Raw genomic sequence first — 19184 nt, 5'->3', positions numbered from 1 at the left:
TGATTTAATAATTAGACCTATTTATTCTTTTCAATATTCAATTTGGTTTTATCCCCGTTACCTTTGGACCTGATCAGGGACTTGGACAATGCCTCCAATGAAATACCTTTGGTTTCCGGCATAGCAAAGGCAACAAAAAGCAATTGCAAAAACATCATAAAAGCAAAAAAGGCAAACACTGTCCCAGCGCCTATAGAGGTAAACAGAACAGGTATCAAAGAAGGTATCACTGCGGCCAAAATCCAATGTACCGAGCTTCCAAAAGATTGTCCAGAACTCCTTAAATGGTTGGGAAAAATCTCAGAAATAAATACCCAGATTACTGTACCTTGGCCTATGGCATGTGCGGCAATGAACAAAAACAGGAATATGGCCACGGACATACCCTCCCAATCAAAGAAAAAAGCACAGGAAACCAAGGTCAGCGACATGATATATCCAAAGGAACCTATGTACATCAATTGCTTGCGACCAAACCTATCGATAAGAAAAATACCTAAGAGGGTAAAAAGCAGGTTGGTCACCCCTATTCCAATACTGCTTAACAAGGCAGTACTTTCACCTAGTCCGGCCTCTTCCAAAATTCTTGGGGCATAGTATAAAAAGGCGTTTATACCTGAAGCCTGATTAAAAAAAGCAATACAAAAAACAAGAATTAATGGGAAGCGGTATTTCTTCATAAAAATATTCTCACCCGGTACCTTATTTTCGTTTTCCTGATTTATTTCCAACATCAATTTTTCAACATCCTGACCTGGATTTATCAATTGAAGTACATTTCTTGCTTCATCGTTCCTTAGCTTGGTCAATAACCATCTGGGACTCTGGGGAACACTTAAAACAAATAGGGTATAAATAATTGCGGGTATAGCCTCCACTCCTAGCATCCATCGCCAGGCATTTTCACCTATCCCACTTAACAAGTAATTTGAAAGGAAGGCCACCAAGATTCCAAGGACAATATTAAATTGATACAGCCCCACTAATTTACCCCTATCCTTGGCCGGAGCTATCTCCGATATATAGGCAGGAGCTGCTATTGTAGATGCACCTACGCCCAATCCGCCCAAAAATCTAAAGAAAGCAAAGGTAATAGGGTCATTGGCCAATGCAGAACCCACGGCGGATACCGTATAAAAAACACCTATCCAGAAAAGTGTCTTTTTTCTACCCAACCTATTGGTAGGTATACCTCCCAATAATGCCCCCACTACAGTTCCCCATAGAGCCATTGCCATAACCACAGTTCCGTGAAATACATCTGAGGAACCCCATAACACCTGTAATTTCTTGTCAGCACCAGAAATCACTACAGTATCGAATCCGAATAGGAATCCGGCCAGAGCCGCAGTTATTGACCATATCAATATTTTCTTCATATCACAATTATTAAATATGAAGACTATATTATTACAATTAAATTGGGAATAATTTTAACAATGTTACAATATGTTATGATTTAGTTAACATTTGATCAAAAAAATCACAACTATCTAATTATCAATATTTTAATAAAAATAATTTAACCTTATGGCATTAAGTCGATTACACTTGTGTTACCCCCAACTACAAAATTGATACATTCAAAATGAAAAATTTCTTGAAACTGACTATCCCCAAGGCAAACTATAGTGGTATTTGGCCAGTTTCATTTTGACCGAAGGGGCTAAAAACCGAAATTTTATATTTTACCTCACCCGAAACTGCCGAAAAAGCAGTCCCGATCCTGCCTACCGGCACAGGAGGATTGGAACCCCCGACCCAAGGGTCGGAGAATCTTTAGATTGAATTCAAAAAGTAAAACACCTTAAAGAGATTTTTTATAGGCCCCTGGAGTAATCCCAAATTTCCCTTTAAAAGCTGTAGAAAAGTAATTTGGAGAAGAAAAACCGGTAGCATACCCGATTTCAGAAATGGAATAATTAGTGGATTCAAGCATAGATTTTGCCTTTTCCAGTCTGTAATTGGAAATATAATCGCTCACACTTATTCCCAACATGGCTTTAACCTTCCTATACAATTGAACCCTAGAAATGTTCAGGGCATCGGCGAGATTCTCCACGGAAAAATCGGTGTTGTCCAAATTGCCCTTTATCTCTTGATTTAGTTGGCGTACAAACAATTGTTCTGGATCACCAAAAGAATGTAACTGGTCTATTTTATGGATGTTATTCGTATAGTAATACCTCAATTTTTCCCTATTGTAGAGCAACGACTTTATCGATTGGGTTAAGATGGAGTAATTGAAGGGCTTTGTCAAATATAGATCGGCACCACATTCAAGCCCTTTTATGAATGATTCCTTGTTGCTTAAAGCAGTCAAGAGGATTACTGGTATATGAGAGGTTCTAAGATCGTTTTTAAGCATTTGGCAAATTTCAAATCCACTTTTATCAGGTAAATTAACATCGCATAAAATAACGTCGGGAACATGTTCAAATGCCATTTCGGGCCCATCGGTGCCATCGGACAATAGCATATCGTATTCACTGCCCAATTTGTTATTCAAAAAGAATGATAAATCCCGATTATCCTCAATCAACAGAATAGAATATTGTTCCTCACCATTTTGATTCTCCATTCCGCTTAAGCCATCATTTAAAGTAATATACTCCGAAAAATTGATCAGGGTCGTATCCACTAATTCGGGATCTACCACAATTTGATCCTCATTAAAATGAGTATCCCCTTTAAATAGCGTAATAATAAATTCTGTTCCCTGATAGGATTTAACTTCAATTTTACCAAGATGCAATTCTACAAATTGCTTGCTCAGGTGAAGCCCAACTCCTGAGCTATTTTTCCTATTATTGGAACCCTTAAAAAAAGGTGTAAACACAAACTGCAGTTCATTTTCAGGAATACCTATTCCATTATCCTTAAAATGGATGGTAACTATACTCCCTTCCTTATTGTCATGAATTTCAATATTGATCCTTCCATTATCCGGTGTAAATTTAAAGGCATTGGACAGAAGGTTGAAGTAGACCTTATCCATTAAATTTCGGTCTATAAACAACTCCAAATCTTCATTATTGGAAATAATATTGAATTTTATCCCTCTCTTTTTGGCCTCCACTTTAAACTCGTTGAATATATTACTGGAAAACTTAAAAATATTTGTTCTTGAAGCCCTAACATTGAATTTTTGGTCCTCCACCTTTCTAAAATCCAATAAATTATTTATCAACCTCAGCAAGCGATTGGAATTATTTTGAATCAGCTCTACTTCAAACCCGGTTTTAAAGCCTTTTTGCTTATGCCAGTCCCTTAAAGATTCTATGGAACTCATAATTAATGTGATAGGGGTCTTAAACTCATGGGACAGCCCTGTAAAAAAGTTTAGCTTGGCTTCATTACTTTCTTTTACCTCCTTGGCTATTTTCTCGATTTGATTTCTTTGGACCGTAATTTTTCTATTGGTGATCTCCAATTGCCTATTTTTCTTGGCAATCGCAACTTTGGAATATATACTATAAATGGCCAAACCTAGAATTGTAAAAGAAAATACCAGTATAATCTTTAAAATATTATTTTGGGAATAGTAGAGCTCCTTTTGCTTATTTACGGCAGTAACCTGTGACTCCAGGAGGGTCTGCTGCTCATTTATTTTATTCAACTGGTTTTGCATAATTTCCGCATTAAACCTGTCGATTATCGTAGTACTAAGGATATTATTTATGGGTACCACTTCATTATTCAAGATTTTCAAGGCCGTCTTTATGGCCTCATCGCCTCCGGTAGGATATAATATGGTAGCGTTCAACACTCCCTCCTTCACTAATTGGATGCCCCCATTAGGCCCATTTAGACCATCGACACCTATGATTTTAATTTTATCCTCCATGCCCAAATTTCTTGCCACCTCCCATGCACCTAGGGCCATTCTGTCATTATGGACAAAAACATAATCCACCGGTCCAATTTCCTGTAACAGTTCCATAAAACCGTCGGTAATGGATTCTTTCTCCCAATCGCCTTCAATGGTTCCCATAAATTCTATGTTCGGGAATTTGTCCACAATCTGATGGAATCCCAGACTCCTTTCCTCTGCAGGAGAAGATCCAGTCAGTCCCCTAATTTCAACAACTTTTAGTGAATCATGTACATTAGAAACTATAATCTTCGCCGCATTGCGGCCTACTTCAATGTTATCCGCTCCCACATAAGCGGTATATTTTTGATTATCCGTTTTTCGATCCACTACCAGAACCGGGATACCGGCCTTCATTGCTTCTTCTACAATAGGAGTTATTGGCTTGGATTGTATTGGGGAGACTATAATTATATCTACACTATCCGCTATAAATGCCTTTAGCTGCGTAATTTGCTCCTGAACGTTATAATTTGCGTTGGAAATACTCAAAGTAATATTGGGATATAAGGAAGCTTGCAGCTTCATGGCATTATTCATGGACTGCCTCCACTCGTCAGCTATCATAGCTTGGGAAAACCCAATCTTTATTTCCTCTTGATCTTTCCGATTAGCACAAGATTGAAGTAAAAAAATAAAAACTACTGCAGATAGAAAAAAAACGCTTTGGAACCTCATTAAATGTTGGGTTAAAATGTAAACTTAATGAAATTGAAAACAGTTATGTACATCCTCCTATTAATTTCAAATAAATACCTAAAGAGAATGCTATACTTAAATTTAGCATTTAATCAACCCTAAATTACAAATACAATATAAAATAAGTGACTAACATTGCCATTAGGAATCTTGGATTAGCAAAATCTGGAATAAAACGTACTGAGAGAATTCTGAATTTTACTTTCGGAATCCTATTTTAACAAACTAAGCAATCATTTGAATCCAAATAATATCAAATTATATGATAAAATGAAACTCAAAGTGCAATGCCAATTACAATAATTTAAGACCACATGCCAGCTGTGATTACATGACTCCCAATCAAGCCCATTCAGTAACAGCTAAACTTAAAAAACGATGAAAAAACTATCAAAATTACAACAATCCTAAAATGACTGTACAGTCATTTTAGGATTAAGAAAAAGAGTTGTATAATTATATCAGGGTTAATTTAATAACTTGTATAGCTATTTTAGGACGGGTCATTGTCCGGGGATAAGCCATAGATACTCCATAGATAGTCCATAGATACTCCATAGTTAGTCCATAGTTAGTCCATAGTTAGTCCGTATATGAAATGAGCACGACCAAAATTTGGTCGCCAGCCCAAAAAATTCATTCTGGCGGGCAAACTCAAATGAAGATATGCGAATTACACCCGCCTGAACGATGTAGTCGGGTAGGTATGACCGCTAAAAAACCCGTCCGTAACGGCACGGGCGGACAATAAATATCTACATATGAAAATAGGGAAAATAGGCCTGGATCCACCCCTTTTTGGCGCGCCAAAATAGCTCCGTTTAAAGTTCCTTTTTACCTTTAATGGACGGCATAATACGCTCCGGGATCCCTTGCGGAAAACGAAGCTAAAAAGCAGTGTTTTTATGTAGCTATTTTTTCCATAGGAATATTTGCATAAACACAGTAATTGTTCCTGATCCGCAAAAACCCAGATTTTGGACTTGATCCAGAATTAAAAATCGCCTCTCCGCCGAAAAATTTGGACATCGGGCGTAAAAAAACCTCCGCATTAGGGAGGTTTTTTCTTGTTGTACAGGCGGAGAGACTCGAACTCTCACACCTCACGGCACTAGATCCTAAGTTTGCTAATTATTAAATCAAATTGCAACAAAAAAAACCAAACTATTTCATTTTCAGTGTATTATACTGAATGTAATAAAATTTAATATCATTTAATATCAAATGATATCGCCAAATGTTGTACCTATGTTGTACCTGAAATTTTATTATCTTTAAAAATAGAGATTCTAAAATGGCATCATTAGCGACAATAACTTTAAGAAAAAAACCTAATAAAAGAGGGTTATTTCCCTTATCTATTAGGGTTACTAAAAATCGCAAATCCAGTTATATTTACCTTGGGCACTACTTAGACCTAAAATATTGGGACGAGAACAGAAAATGCGTTAGAAAATCACATCCGAACGCAGTTTACTTAAACAACCTCATTGCTACAAAGTTGGCCGAAACCAGCAAGATTTTGCTAAAATTGCAGACCAATAATAGTGATATCACACCACTACAAATTAAAGATGAAATAATTTATAAAGATAAGGGAAAATCATTTTTCGAGATTGCCGATATGCATTTAAAAGAATCTATTGCCAATAAAAAATTCTCCAGAATATCTGTAGAAAGGGCATATATCAATCACCTTAAAAGATATTCAAAATCCAAGGCATTAATCTTTCAAGATATTGACGAGAAATTTTTGAAAGATTATAAAACACATCTAATAATCGACAAATCACTTTCCGAACGTACTGTAGTTAATCATTTTGTATTTATAAGACTTATTTTCAATAGGGCCATCCGAAATGGAATTGTGGATAGAAAGTTCTATCCATTCGGTATAGGAAAGATCATCATCAAATTTCCAGAATCTAGAAAAATAGGATTGACCATAGACGAGATTCTTGCTATTGAAAATTTGGACAATTTAAGCCCGGAAGAGGAACATGCAAGAAACGTATGGTTATTTAGTTTCTATTTAGCAGGTATACGGATAGGAGACGTATTAAAAATACGATGGAGCGATATCTACGACGGTCGATTGCATTATACGATGAGTAAAAATTCCAAAATAGTTTCCCTAAAGCTTCCGGAAAAGATCCAACCTATTTTGGAGACTTACCTAAAATATAAAGATGGTGCAGATGACTTTGTTTTTCCTGAGCTTAAAGTTTCAGACCCTAAGAACCCCGAAGACATTTATATCAAAATTAAGACGGCCAATAAACGCCTTAACAGGCAATTAACCAATATTGCTTCTCACGCAAAAATCAGTAAAAAACTTACTATGCACATAGCTAGACATAGTTTTGGTCAAATTGCTGGCGATACAGTACCCGTGCAACTATTACAAAATTATATAGACACTCATCTGTAACAACAACAATGATGTATCAATCCAGCTTTATAAGTACCGAAACGGATAGAGCCCTTGAAAATATTGTGAATTTTTGATTCAACTACCTGAAATAGCGACACAGCTCTATATTGGTGGGATGTGATATGTAACAAATACTAGGCTAACTTTGTTTGGTCACAATCTTACTTTAAGAATCTTACCAAATCCCTTCCACCATATAGTACCCGAACAATTCTAATATGATTCTCTAATATTCTATAGAATATTATGTGGGAAACGTAAGGGAGGCTAAATAGCCCTTCCTTAATTTCATTCCGTTTTTTGCCAATACCTGGGTTTTCTGCCAAGAGCACAAAGTATTCTTCCATTTGAATTAAATAAGATATCGCTTGGGCCTTGCCAAATTTGTATTCTCCAAATTCAAAGATTTCCTCGATGTCGTTTTCTGCCTCTTGCGCAAGAACGTATTTGGACATTAGGCTTTTCTTTTTGAAGCTATAATTTCTTGCATGGATCTTTGGCTATCAGGACCGTCCCAACCTTTCTCGATTTCCTTTCTTAAATCTCGAATTACTTTTTCCCGATATATGCTATGAAGTCTTAGGGCGTCCCTAATAACCTCACTGTTGTTTTGGTATTCCCCGGATTGAACCTGTTCAGAGATATACTCCTCTTGCTTCTTTGTGAAACTAATATTCATGACTTATATTTTTTAAAAGTAAAGATAATAAATTTATCCATATGTGTCAAATATGGATAATACAGTTTTTGATTTCACATTGATTTAATGGTGCTAAACTTCCCAAATCTTACAAAAACTTTGCGCATGGATCCTGATTCGATTTTATAGCGTTCCGGGGGATAAGCGTTAAATAAAATCGAATTAGGGCGCAACCTACTTTTGACCTGGCTTTACTTCTTTTCTGGACCATATCAAAAAGTCCTTGTAGATATCGGGATGCTCTTTAAAATAGCTATTCAGTTCCGTTGGATTGGCTGCTTTTCCCTCTTCGAAAGCCTTCTCCTTTTCTTCTTCGAACTGTACCACCTGGTAGCCCAAATAGCCCGAAATGGATAAAGAAATAATTAATATCAAACTGACCATGAACAATAGCCATTCAGGGATGATCTGCGACTTTTTCAACTGCTCCCCTATTTGGTCGGTTCTTGTATCCTGCCCTTGGAAATGATCCCCCTGTGTTCTGTTGAGTTCCTTCAGTTCTTTTCTGATCGCCGAAATATCCTGTACCGTTTCCGAACCCTTGAGTTCCTTGCTCAAGGTCTCCAGTTTCACCAACATCCGTCTCAAACCTTCCAGTTCGTCCGTCAATAATTCCGTAATCTCGTCCAACTTTGCCATAACTTTTTCTTTTATTATTAATATCCTATCTCTAATCCCGCACTTTTTTGGATCGCCTGTTTGATGGCCTGTTTTGCCAACTTCAAGGTGATATTACCACTGAGCTGGGTGGCCTTTCCCATGAGGCTGACTTTATTGACCTTGTTCTTGACGAAGCCCTTACCCGCGTTTTCCCCTATCCCCATCAACAATCTACTGCCCGACATGGAACGGTGCACCTCGCTCCCCTTTAGGCTGTGTCCCTTAAATTCAAACCGAAATCCCTGTAATCGGTTCGACTTGTTGATACTGGGAACAACATTTATATCCTTTTCTCCCATTAATCTGATGTACCGGTCCAGGTCCTGGGGGCGGTGTTCGGCCATGACCTTTTCATGGACCTGTTTGATCTCAAATCGTATAAGTTTGATCCGGTCCAATTTTTCCTGTTGCACCTCCCTTGCCGTGGTCAGCCCCATTTCCTTGGCAACATTTTCCGCAGCCTGCTGGCTCCTCTTTCCGATAAAACTGTCGTTATAGGCCCTACCGTTAAAATCGATGCGGTTTACGTACAAATGGACATGGGTATGTTGTTGGTCCCTGTGTACAAAGCCGATGGCCTGGTGCTCCTGTAGTTTCATTTCCTTGAGGAACTTTTCAGTTATCTCGCCAAGCCCTTTGGAATCAAGTTCCTTTCCATCCTCTATGGTAGGGCTAAGGACAAAGCTCAGGGTATTGTTGGTGCACCTGGTATTCTGATCTTGGATGATCTTGAATTCCGCCGTAATCTCCTTTGGAGTTTCCCCAGCCAGATGTTTGGAATAAACTACCTCCGCATCCTTTTCCTGGTTCCAGCCATATTGCATGGAAGCCCTGGTGTGCGATATCGATTTTCCCTTGCCTATCATTTTTTGAAATTTTTGAGGTGGTCCCGTATTTCCTCGGCCAGCTTTGTGACCTCTTCCGCCAGTTTGGGATTTCGTTTTCGGAACATGTTCCCGATCAGCTTAAAGTTTGTTGCATACTGGATCAGCATCTTATAGATGTCTATCTGTTCCTCCGTCAAGCGTTCGATGATCCTGTCCCCGAAAGCAGCACGACGGCAATATTCGCTTACGCTCAGACCGCTCTTTTTGGCCTTGATCCTTAGCAGTTTCTTCTCGAATAGGGAACAGCGGAATTTGATATAGGTCCTTTTCATTTTTTGTTTCTTTGCAACCATCGGGAGCAAAGCAAGATCGTCTTTGTGGCAACAAAGACACATCTTGAATTCCTTCCCCGACGGGTCATAGTTTTTTGGACATCAACCATGCGTTCACATCCTTAAAATCCTTGTACAAGTTTGACATGTCCCTGCATTTTGGGCTCTGTTCCATCAATAATTTTGTGGCACTTTTCCCTGCTTTGTCATTGTCCAGATAGAGTGCTATGGATTGATAGCGCTTAATTACTCCGGGTATTTTTTCCACAAATGCCAGGGAGTTCAATATCAACAAGTCATTCTTTTCCATTAGGTTTTTATCCCGTTCCAACAGGCTCAACATGTCGAACATGCCCTCTGTAACTATCAATCTGCGGTTACCGTTCTTTATGTAGGTGATGTCCTTTGGGGAGCTGGAGTTCTTATAGTATTTGTTCCGAAGCTCCCAACCTCCTGAATCATTCTTCAATCCGATGGCGAAAAAGTTTCTGCCCCGAAGGATGTAATGGACCTCCTGGCAAAGTTTGGCTGCCGTGGAAACAGGGATTTTGCGTGAGTTAAGATAACCGATCAATGCAAAATGTCCAATGGGTCGTGCGTAGCGGACCCGGATACCGCTTGCATTTTGTTCGGGAATTAATGGCCGCTGCTGAAAAGAAAAAGAGATCTGGCCGTTCTCCAACCAATCCAAGGTTTCCTTAACCGATGATCCGTTTATAATACAGACCAGGTCGATCACATTGCCCCCTCTCCCGGCCCCATGATCGTACCATCTATTGAGTTCCTTGGACACCTTGAAAGAGGCTTGGTACTCTGGCCTGAAAGGACTTAGGAACCAAGCTTCTTTTTCCGTCGATCTGGCAGGAAAGTGCCCGAGTTTTGCCAGCGCCTTCTCGATGGGAAAGGCTCGGGCTGTTTCACACCTCGTCCTAAATGTTCTCTTTTTGTGCATTTCTTGTCTTTTGGTCCCATTTCCCATCATCATTCTTTTTTGATGACAAAATGATGACAAAACGATGACGGCCCAACCCCCCGTCTTTATTGACACGAACTCTATCTGTCATCGTTTCATCAAAAAAAAGTATAAATAGAGGGGTGTTTTTTCTTTTCATTGGCAATTTTTTTGGCAAATGATGACAGACCCACCGCATCGCCCATGGACATTACGTTTCACCCATCATCGATTTGTCATCGTTTCATCGTTTTTCTATTCTTCCCCAAACTGCTCCAATAGGAAATCCTTCTTTATGGTATAATATCTTCCCTTGCCATCTATCCATCCCATCACTCCTTCCGGCCAGATCATCAATTTCCGGTAGACCATGGAATTCTTCTGATTAATCAGCTTCCAGTCCTTTTTCAGGATATGCCTCAATTGGGTAAGGTCCGTTTTGATCCGGGTACGGTTCAATAATTGAAGGGCATCCAAGGGGCATAACTCAAGCTCTTCAAGGTCAAAGGTTTCCATCGCACTCAGTATCACACTGGCTAGTTCCTTTTCCACTCGGTTCCTATTGTTCCGCATTAAACTTTCCAGGGCCTTGGTCCTGATCTGGGAAGGGGAGAACCACATCCGGGTCTTATTGGGACTGGTGAGTTTTCTAATTTGTAGATGGCACAGGAAAGCAGGTATCTCCGCTTCCAAAAAATCCAAAAACTGGGTTTCCTCTTTCTTCAGGGAGGGTAACTTCAACACCCAAAAACGGGTCTCATTATCGTCTATTTTGATGAAATTGTCCTCATTGTTGCTGCAAAGGATGAACTTGCCAAAGAACTCGACCTCCCTTTTGTCCTTGCCCTTGGCCTCCAGCTTATTGATATTGGTCGTGCTCAGGTACTTGATGCGCTCGGTCAGCTCTTCCTTATTGAAAAGCACCTCGTCGATGCAGATCAAAAGCTTGTTCGCCCAATCGGCGTTGAATTGGCTGCTGAAACTGTCATTGGTAAGGTAGGTCATGTTGTTGTCGAACACGAGCTTCAGCCATTTAAGAAATGTACTCTTGCCTGTGGACCTTTCCTTGGATACCAAACAGAGGATCGGCAGGATTTGCACAGGTCTTAAATATAATAGTTGCAGATAGTCCATTCCGAGATCCGATTGTTGCCCGAAGATGTGTTCCAAAAGCTGCTGGGTATAGGGAAAGTCTCCCTCTTGGGGTTTATGGGGCAAGGGAGAATAGGTATTGTAAAAACCGTGGCACTCCTGTTCAAAATGGATATGGCAGGGAAGACAGGTGAAACCATCGTATTTTTTTATGCCGCCGATATAATTCCTTCCGTGATCCTGGCGGATGGCCTCTAGGGTCCAAGGTACTATGACCTCCCTCAAATTCCCTGATATGGTAGGGACACTCACTAATTTGTAATAATTGGTGCCCACGCGAATGTAGGGTATGTCGTCCATGTGTATTGTGTTTGGCACCAGAGAGATCCCACTGGTGCAATATTAATTTAAGTGATTACTTGATTGGCCTTTATATTGGCCATGGCCCAGGTTTGGGCTTCGTGTTACTCCGCGGATCTTTGCCCGTTCCGGAGCAGCCATTCAACGATTTTCTTTTTCTCGAAAAAGAGCATTTTACCGTTGGGCTTGGAATATGGGATCTTTCCCACAGAGGTGAGCTTGTACAGATAACTTCTGGATATTCCCGTAAAGTCACAGGTCTCCTCAAAAGTCAACACTTCCTTATTGGCGATCAATAGTTTTTCCAAACGATCCAATCGCTCCAAGATTAAAAAATTGTCCATTTGTTTCTTATTTAAGGTTGTTAAATGAACAAAAGCGCTTTTATCTTCCTACGCCATTGTAGGTAGGATAAATGTATGAAAATAGGCAAAAAAGGAATGTGAAAAATTGCAATAGTTATTCACAACTAATTGAGGTACAATAAATTACAACAAATCATATCAAATAATATTGCACTTAGCTTCCCTTAATTTTATTGGATATCATTTGATATCAAATGGCCACAACATATAACAATGGAAAAATGTCGATTTCTAGGGGATTTTGTAGTTATTAACAATGAATTTAGAAGGGCCAGGTAAATAATGGCTCCTAAAAACACAGATTTCATATAGATTGTCTTTCTAAATTGCAATCCTGACCGCAGCTTGTTGCTAAATAATTTTATCGGAAAAGCATATATAAATTATGTGCTACAAATGATTTTCAGATTCCAAAACTTGATGAAAACTTAACATTCTCAAGAGAAATTTAATTCCATGAAAGGCTTTATTACAAAATTAGATTGCAATTTTTTTTAAAACCAATGTATCTCTGTTTGTTTTTTACAATTCTTTCGATACCAAATAAACCGTGTATAATAAATAAAAACTGATTAATATAAAAGCTTCCCATCGATCCAATATTCTTTTTCGCCCCGTAAGCATTGCGATAATTAAAAAGACAGTGCCTCCCACTATAATTAATATATCTTGATTAAAATTTTTGCTAAACTCGATTGGACCGATAACCGCACTTACGGATAATATAAACAGAATATTGAAAATATTAGAACCTATTACGTTGCCTATAGCTATGTCGCTTTTCTTTTTAATTGCGGCTATTATGGAAGTTACCAACTCTGGCAAGGATGTTCCTGCTGCGATAATGGTCAAACCGATAATCTTTTGGCTTACGCCCAATGTTGTTGCTATGTCCACTGCATTGTCTACCACAAGTTTCCCCCCTACCAAAAGACCTACTAGCCCAAAAATTATCAACCCCCAGATTTTATAATTCGCTTTTTTATGATAATCACTATCCTCATTTTTTTCTAATTTCATTTTCTTGGAAACGTAATAAAGAAAGGAGAGAAAACAAGCAAATAGAATGACACCATCAAGTCTTGAAATTTTTGAAGTTGCAGTAAAAAAGAAATCGTTTGCCAATACAAGAAACAACAGGGTTATTAATAGAGAAATTGGGATTTCTCTCCAAGCTGTTGAGGATTGCACGGTAATGGGGTAGACTAAACCTGCAATTCCCAAAATAATAAATAAGTTAAAATTATTACTTCCTATAACATTCCCTAAAACTATATCAGAATGTCCATTGAACGAGGCCACCGAATTGACTATTAATTCCGGTGCAGATGTTCCGAAAGCAACTATTGTTAAACCTATTGCCAAATCTGAAATTTTGTTTTCTCTCGCTAGAGAGGAGGCCCCGTCGACCAGCCAATTTGCCCCTGCAATTAAGGCTGTAAAACCTACCAAAAGTAAAAGCGAAGAAATTATTATCATAAACTATCTTTATAAGATTTTTACAATTCAATAAACCAATTTAAATTCACCCAAAAACTATGTCTCGTATTGTTGTTTAAAAAAGAGTTTACCCTATAGTCTAATCCCATTTCAATTTTGTTAGTGCTCTTTAAGTTATAACCTAAGAGTGGAACAAGGCGAATTTCAAGGTCATAGCCATAATCCTGCCAACTATTAAGGTATTCGTTATTAAATTTAAAATAGAATTCCCGAGGGTCAACCGATTGTCCATCTAGCGCCACTTCTGAAGCTATGCGATATCTTAATCTGAATTCGGGCTTTTCCATAGGAGAAAATGTTTGATCAGTGGAAAGGCGATGTGCTAACCTCAAATTGGTCAATCTTTGCAGCACAGTGTATTGTTGAATAAATCTGTGAAATAACTTTTCCTCTTCAAACCTAATAAGATAGCCGCTTGCTACCCGTGAATTTAATCCAACTTTTTTGGCGGCAATCATTGAAAGGTCAGTAAGAATATAGTTATACTTCCTTTCTATAATTCCATTGAACTCTCCACTTCGTAAAAGATGTCGTGATTCTAGCTTTGTATTAAGTGACCAATCATTTTCCAATTTGTAATTTACATTTATAGAAGGCAACAATCCAAACAAGTAGGAGCTTTGGGCTGATATGTTGTTAGAAAATTGACTAAAAACAATAAATAATACTAGATGAAATTTATTAATACTCAAGGTGATTACTGGGTTTAAATATTATTGGAGTAGCCATAATTAATTGTCCATTATCGTTAAAGAGGTATTCAAATAGTTGAGTATTCTTATCGCAATGGCACTTTAATATAATTTCATATTTAACGGTCAAATCTTTAACTGATACATCCGACAACAGTTTTAAAAGTAACGCCGTTTGATTTCCTGTGTATTGTATTTGCGTTTTTACAATTTTGTGCTTTATACAGTCTTCCTTTAGTTGTTTGATTATTAAATTCTTAAATGGCATATATAAATCATTCCATTTCATTTCAATTTCAACATCTTGAATAATTCCGTGTATATCAAATTCAATGCTGTGCTTTTCTCCGTTTCTTTTAAATTTGGCTTCAATACTTTTACTTTCAAAGCCTTCCTCCAAATACCATTTAACTTTATTCTTCAAGCTTAAAGAATCGATAAAATTTAACGCATTGGAGGGAACGTATTTTTGTTTTAAACGACTTTCCCTTTCATACTTTTCTTGTGCCAATATATAATTGGAAAAATTTCCAAAAATCAAAAAAAACAAAGTGACAATAACATACTTAACCATTTATTTTCTTTTTTATCATTTTTTGAATAAATACATTACTGGGTATAGTTATTTGTTCCCCTTCATTTGTTTTAAGGATGATGAAAAAAAGACCTATATCACTAACTCTTCCTACAATTTCATAGTCTTTATCCATTATGCTAATCGTATCTTCCAATTTTACAGGGTGGTTAAAGAATATAATAATACCGGAGGTAATATTGGATAGGATTGACCATTGGGCAAACATTGCAATACCCAGAATAGTAACTGTCGACCCCACGAAAACGGCCAATTCTGATTGGTCAACCCCCCAAATTATTAAGATAATTATAATGCAAACCGTGAGGTTAATAATATTAATCGCTTTTTTAATGATTTTGCCCCTTGCCTTTTTCAACAAACTATTGGAAACTGTTTTATCTACTAATTTAGCTGTCATTATAAACAATAAAACGAATCCAATAACTACTGCCGCCGTTTCAATAATTTTTAACTGTGTATTCTCCATTATTTCATATTTATCGCATTAACTTCATTTTTTGTTCGATCCAAGTTTCAACCAAGAAAATAGATGGGTCTCTTTCAAGAACGCATCCATGTCATTGTATTTATTTTTAAAAATTGCAATACCATTAATTTAATATAATAGTTAGGCTTCATGGAAGAAACTATATCTTGGAATATTGTCATTTATATTCCTTCCAAATAGAATCTAATTTCGACGAGGTTTTATTTACAAGCGAGTCCAAATTATTAATTTTTAGATCTTCCAAATTCATTACCGAATCTAAACTTTTAACCCTGTTAATTTCGGTATTAATGACCGAATCTAATTGGTTGGCCTTATTTGAAAGGTTGTTCAATTGATTTTCAAACTTGCTGGTTACGTCTGAGCAGGATGCAAGAATGACAAGGCAAATTGTAGTAACAAAAAGGGATAATGAGGTTTTCATAATTTGGGCCTTAATAATTAGCAGTAGCAAATATATAAATACTTTCCTATATAATAGTAAAACTATTATTAAAAAGAGTATATGTAATCTTAAATAATGTTTTACTTCAATTTTAAATTGTTTAGCTTTGTTTTTATATCATTCAATTATGTCAGTGGAAATTAAAATTTCTCTAAATGAAAGTATTTATCTAAGAGACCCTCAAGACTCCACATTGGGGCGAAACATTATTAAGCACAGTATTTTGTTAATTGACGAACTGGGCTTTGAAGCTTTTAATTTCAAAAAATTGGCACAGAAAATTGGTTCAACAGAACCTTCTGTTTATCGTTACTTTGAAAACAAGCACGCCCTACTAATTTATTTGGTTTCTTGGTATTGGGAGTGGGTAGCCTATCTTATTAAAATAAACACAATTAATATTAATGACCCGAAAAAGAAATTAGAAATAATCATCAATTCCTTTGTTTTGGCATCAGTGGACAATCCGACTACCGACCATGTTGATGAAAATATACTTCACAGGGTCGTCATTGCCGAAGGAACAAAAGCCTATAGGACAAAAGAAGTGGATGAGGAAAACGGAAAAGGTCTTTTTGAACATTACAAAAAACTTATCACAAAGGTTGCTGTGGTAATTTTAGAAATCAATCCTTCATTTGAGTATCCATACGCCTTGGCCAGTAATTTATGTGAGATGTCCAACAACCAGATCTACTTTGCCAAGCACTTACCTAAGCTCACCGATATAAAAGTAGAAGAAAACAAATACTCTGAAGTACAAAAAATGCTCAATTATTTTGCATCCAAATTGTTAGGTTACGAAATGTAATTGGAGCAAGATTTGGACTTGTTTTTCTTAATAAATACAGTAGTAGGCATGGACCAAGTTAATCCTTTTGGAAATTCTATTTTATAAAATTTAGCAGTCAATTGACCACAAACAACATCAAATTATATGTTAAAATAAAACTTTAACAAATGTTGTACCTATGTTGTACCTGAAATAAAAAAGCCGACTCCTAAAAGTCGGCTTTCCCATGTTGTACAGGCGGAGAGACTCGAACTCTCACACCTCACGGCACTAGATCCTAAGTCTAGCGTGTCTACCAATTCCACCACGCCTGCATTCAACCCGATTATTATCGGGATGCAAATATAAAGTAATTTTTCAATTTTAAAATACTTAGGCATTAAAAAGTTCTTTTTTGTAAATTTAGCCTTCAATCAAAACATTTTATGCATCAAATTTCAGAGTACCTAGCACAGAACAAAGCACGTTTTATCAATGAACTGATACACCTCCTAAAGATCCCCTCGGTAAGCGCCGACCCTGCCTATTCCCAGGATGTCATCAATGCTTCCGAAGCCGTTAAGACCTCACTTCTGGAAGCAGGTTGCGATACCGCCGAAATATGCGAAACCAATGGATACCCCATAGTCTACGGGGAAAAAATAACAGACCCGGAACTCCCCACCATATTGGTATATGGCCATTACGATGTGCAACCTGCCGATCCCATTGACCTATGGAACTCCCCGCCTTTTGAACCCGTCATAAAAACCACCCCCAATCACCCCGAAGGTGCCATTTTTGCAAGGGGCGCCTGCGATGACAAGGGACAAATGTACATGCACGTAAAGGCGTTGGAATTTATGGTAAAAACCAACCAATTGCCCTGTAACGTAAAATTTATGATAGAAGGGGAAGAAGAAGTGGGCAGTGAAAACCTGGGCACTTTCGTGGCCGAAAACAAAGAAAAATTGGCCAATGACATCATTCTAATTTCGGATACCGGCATGATTGCCAATAATGTGCCCTCCATAACCACCGGACTACGGGGACTTAGCTATGTGGAAGTAGAAGTAACAGGACCCAATAGGGACCTACATTCCGGCTTGTACGGTGGCGCCGTGGCCAACCCAATCAATATATTGACCAAAATGATCGCGGCCCTGCACGATGAAAATAACCGCATTACCATCCCAGGTTTCTATGATAAGGTAGAAGAACTTTCCAAGGAAGAAAGAGCAGAAATGTCAAAGGCCCCCTTTAGCCTGGACAACTACAAAAAATCCTTGGATATAAAAGCCGTTTATGGGGAAAAGGGCTATACCACCAACGAACGCAACTCCATTAGACCAACCTTGGACGTAAACGGAATTTGGGGAGGATATACGGGTGCGGGAGCAAAAACCGTTATTGCCAGTAAGGCCTATGCCAAAATTTCCATGCGCCTGGTACCCCATCAGGATTGGAAGGAAATTACAGCACTGTTCAAAACCCATTTCGAAAGTTTGGCCCCGGACGGAGTTACCTTAAAAGTAACCCCTCACCATGGCGGTCAAGGATATGTAACACCTATTGACAATAATGGCTATAAGGCCGCTTCAAAAGCCTACGAAACCACTTTTGGTAAGACCCCCATACCTCAGCGAAGCGGCGGCAGCATCCCTATTGTTTCGCTTTTCGAAAAAGAATTGAAAAGCAAGACCATTCTTATGGGCTTTGGGCTGGACAGCGATGCCATACATTCCCCCAACGAGCATTTTGGAATTTGGAACTACCTAAAGGGCATAGAGACCATTCCATATTTTTATCAGTACTTTACGGAACTATCCCAATAAGATAATATCCTTTTTTTTGGGCGTTTCCCTAACGGATCGTTCTTTCCGCTGTATCTTTTTTGGTTCATGTCCAATCCTTCACAAGGTAGCCCTGCATGGCTTGAACAACCAAACTTATCCACAAAAAGATACCTCTACATTTGTAGAATTAAATTATTTGCTCTATGTTTGTAGAGCACATATTCATTTCACCAATGAAACTATCAAAAACGGAAGAAGAATTAATGAACCATCTCTGGAAGCTGAACAAAGCTTTTATGAAAGATCTATTGGAAGTTTATCCCGAGCCCAAACCTGCCACCACTACTGTGGCCACTTTGCTAAAACGGATGACGGACAAAGGCTTTGTTGGGTATACACTATTGGGCAACGCTAGGGAATACTATCCCCTAGTAAAGAAAAAAGACTATTTCTCCAAGCACTTGGACGGACTCATTAAAACTTTTTTCAATGACAGTGCTTCCCAATTCGCCTCCTTTTTTGCCAAAGAAACCGATTTGAGCAAGCAAGAATTGGAAGAATTAAGAAACTTAATAGATACCGAAATTAAAAACAAGTAG

Annotated in this window: 19 protein-coding genes and 1 tRNA gene; 4 read left to right on the top strand and 16 right to left on the bottom strand. The window is 38.0% G+C overall.

The genetic code is table 11. From position 1 onward, the window contains the following. Positions 1-17: 17 nt before the first annotated feature. Entirely contained in the window at positions 18-1379 is a 1362-nt protein-coding gene (locus tag D0S24_RS03280) for a sugar porter family MFS transporter (RefSeq protein ID WP_117018397.1), read from the bottom strand. Between the two features lie 428 nt (positions 1380-1807). After that, complete coding sequence (locus D0S24_RS03275) at positions 1808-4552, bottom strand: substrate-binding domain-containing protein (protein ID WP_117018396.1); 2745 nt, start codon at positions 4550-4552, stop codon at positions 1808-1810. Positions 4553-5867: 1315 nt separating this feature from the next. Between D0S24_RS03275 and D0S24_RS03270 the strand changes: the two genes are divergently transcribed. Beyond that, positions 5868-7004: a site-specific integrase gene (locus D0S24_RS03270; RefSeq protein ID WP_251795702.1), complete on the top strand. Its 1137-nt coding sequence runs from the start codon at positions 5868-5870 to the stop codon at positions 7002-7004. A 164-nt stretch (positions 7005-7168) separates the two neighbouring features. On the opposite strand, the gene D0S24_RS03265 is transcribed toward D0S24_RS03270, so the two are convergent. From D0S24_RS03265 to D0S24_RS03210, 13 genes are all read right to left on the bottom strand, one after another. Then, positions 7169-7462, bottom strand: coding sequence for a type II toxin-antitoxin system RelE/ParE family toxin (locus D0S24_RS03265; RefSeq protein WP_069858507.1), 294 nt, complete (start codon positions 7460-7462; stop codon positions 7169-7171). Then, on the bottom strand, positions 7462-7686 hold the full coding sequence (locus D0S24_RS03260) for a type II toxin-antitoxin system ParD family antitoxin (protein WP_069858505.1): 225 nt from the start codon (positions 7684-7686) through the stop codon (positions 7462-7464). Before D0S24_RS03260 ends, D0S24_RS03265 begins: the two co-directional genes overlap by 1 nt. A 195-nt stretch (positions 7687-7881) precedes the next feature. Then, on the bottom strand, positions 7882-8346 hold the full coding sequence (locus D0S24_RS03255; protein ID WP_117018395.1) for a DUF6730 family protein: 465 nt from the start codon (positions 8344-8346) through the stop codon (positions 7882-7884). Between the two features lie 17 nt (positions 8347-8363). After that, a complete protein-coding gene (locus D0S24_RS03250) occupies positions 8364-9233 on the bottom strand; it encodes a relaxase/mobilization nuclease domain-containing protein (RefSeq protein WP_117018394.1) in 870 nt (289 codons plus the stop codon). Further along, on the bottom strand, positions 9230-9526 hold the full coding sequence (mbpA, locus tag D0S24_RS03245; RefSeq protein ID WP_117018591.1) for a mobilization protein MbpA: 297 nt from the start codon (positions 9524-9526) through the stop codon (positions 9230-9232). The genes D0S24_RS03250 and mbpA overlap by 4 nt, the downstream gene beginning before the upstream one ends. A gap of 85 nt (positions 9527-9611) precedes the next feature. After that, a complete protein-coding gene (locus D0S24_RS03240; protein ID WP_117018590.1) occupies positions 9612-10478 on the bottom strand; it encodes a toprim domain-containing protein in 867 nt (288 codons plus the stop codon). After that, positions 10456-10638 (bottom strand): hypothetical protein, encoded by a 183-nt coding sequence (locus tag D0S24_RS20910; protein ID WP_147321421.1) that lies wholly within the window; start codon positions 10636-10638, stop codon positions 10456-10458. The genes D0S24_RS03240 and D0S24_RS20910 overlap by 23 nt, the downstream gene beginning before the upstream one ends. A gap of 95 nt (positions 10639-10733) precedes the next feature. Continuing rightward, positions 10734-11930, bottom strand: coding sequence for a primase-helicase family protein (locus D0S24_RS03235; protein WP_117018393.1), 1197 nt, complete (start codon positions 11928-11930; stop codon positions 10734-10736). Between the two features lie 104 nt (positions 11931-12034). Then, positions 12035-12274, bottom strand: a complete 240-nt coding sequence (locus D0S24_RS03230) for an AlpA family transcriptional regulator (protein ID WP_117018392.1) — start codon at positions 12272-12274, stop codon at positions 12035-12037. 543 nt (positions 12275-12817) lie between these two features. Next, positions 12818-13774 (bottom strand): calcium/sodium antiporter, encoded by a 957-nt coding sequence (locus tag D0S24_RS03225; protein ID WP_262921896.1) that lies wholly within the window; start codon positions 13772-13774, stop codon positions 12818-12820. Positions 13775-13794: 20 nt separating this feature from the next. Further along, complete coding sequence (locus D0S24_RS03220; protein WP_069858491.1) at positions 13795-14487, bottom strand: DUF2490 domain-containing protein; 693 nt, start codon at positions 14485-14487, stop codon at positions 13795-13797. Then, complete coding sequence (locus D0S24_RS03215) at positions 14477-15061, bottom strand: hypothetical protein (RefSeq protein ID WP_069858489.1); 585 nt, start codon at positions 15059-15061, stop codon at positions 14477-14479. Before D0S24_RS03215 ends, D0S24_RS03220 begins: the two co-directional genes overlap by 11 nt. Beyond that, on the bottom strand, positions 15054-15551 hold the full coding sequence (locus D0S24_RS03210; RefSeq protein ID WP_117018391.1) for a mechanosensitive ion channel domain-containing protein: 498 nt from the start codon (positions 15549-15551) through the stop codon (positions 15054-15056). Before D0S24_RS03210 ends, D0S24_RS03215 begins: the two co-directional genes overlap by 8 nt. A 593-nt stretch (positions 15552-16144) precedes the next feature. Between D0S24_RS03210 and D0S24_RS03200 the strand changes: the two genes are divergently transcribed. Beyond that, on the top strand, positions 16145-16828 hold the full coding sequence (locus D0S24_RS03200; protein ID WP_117018390.1) for a TetR/AcrR family transcriptional regulator: 684 nt from the start codon (positions 16145-16147) through the stop codon (positions 16826-16828). 214 nt (positions 16829-17042) lie between these two features. Here the strand turns inward: D0S24_RS03200 and D0S24_RS03195 are convergent. Then, a tRNA-Leu gene (locus D0S24_RS03195) sits at positions 17043-17124 on the bottom strand. Positions 17125-17235: 111 nt separating this feature from the next. Here D0S24_RS03195 and D0S24_RS03190 point away from each other — a divergent pair. Then, the gene (locus tag D0S24_RS03190) at positions 17236-18624 is read left to right on the top strand and encodes a dipeptidase (RefSeq protein WP_117018389.1); all 1389 of its coding nucleotides are present in this window, start codon (positions 17236-17238) and stop codon (positions 18622-18624) included. 194 nt (positions 18625-18818) lie between these two features. Continuing rightward, positions 18819-19184 carry a BlaI/MecI/CopY family transcriptional regulator gene (locus D0S24_RS03185; RefSeq protein WP_117018388.1) on the top strand — a complete coding sequence of 122 codons (366 nt, stop codon included), beginning with the start codon at positions 18819-18821 and terminating at the stop codon, positions 19182-19184.

Origin of the sequence: Arenibacter sp. P308M17 (genome assembly GCF_003426735.1) — a bacterium.
Lineage (GTDB): Bacteria > Bacteroidota > Bacteroidia > Flavobacteriales > Flavobacteriaceae > Arenibacter.
Note: the sequence above shows the minus strand (reverse complement) of the source record. Positions and strands in the feature narration are given on the sequence as shown.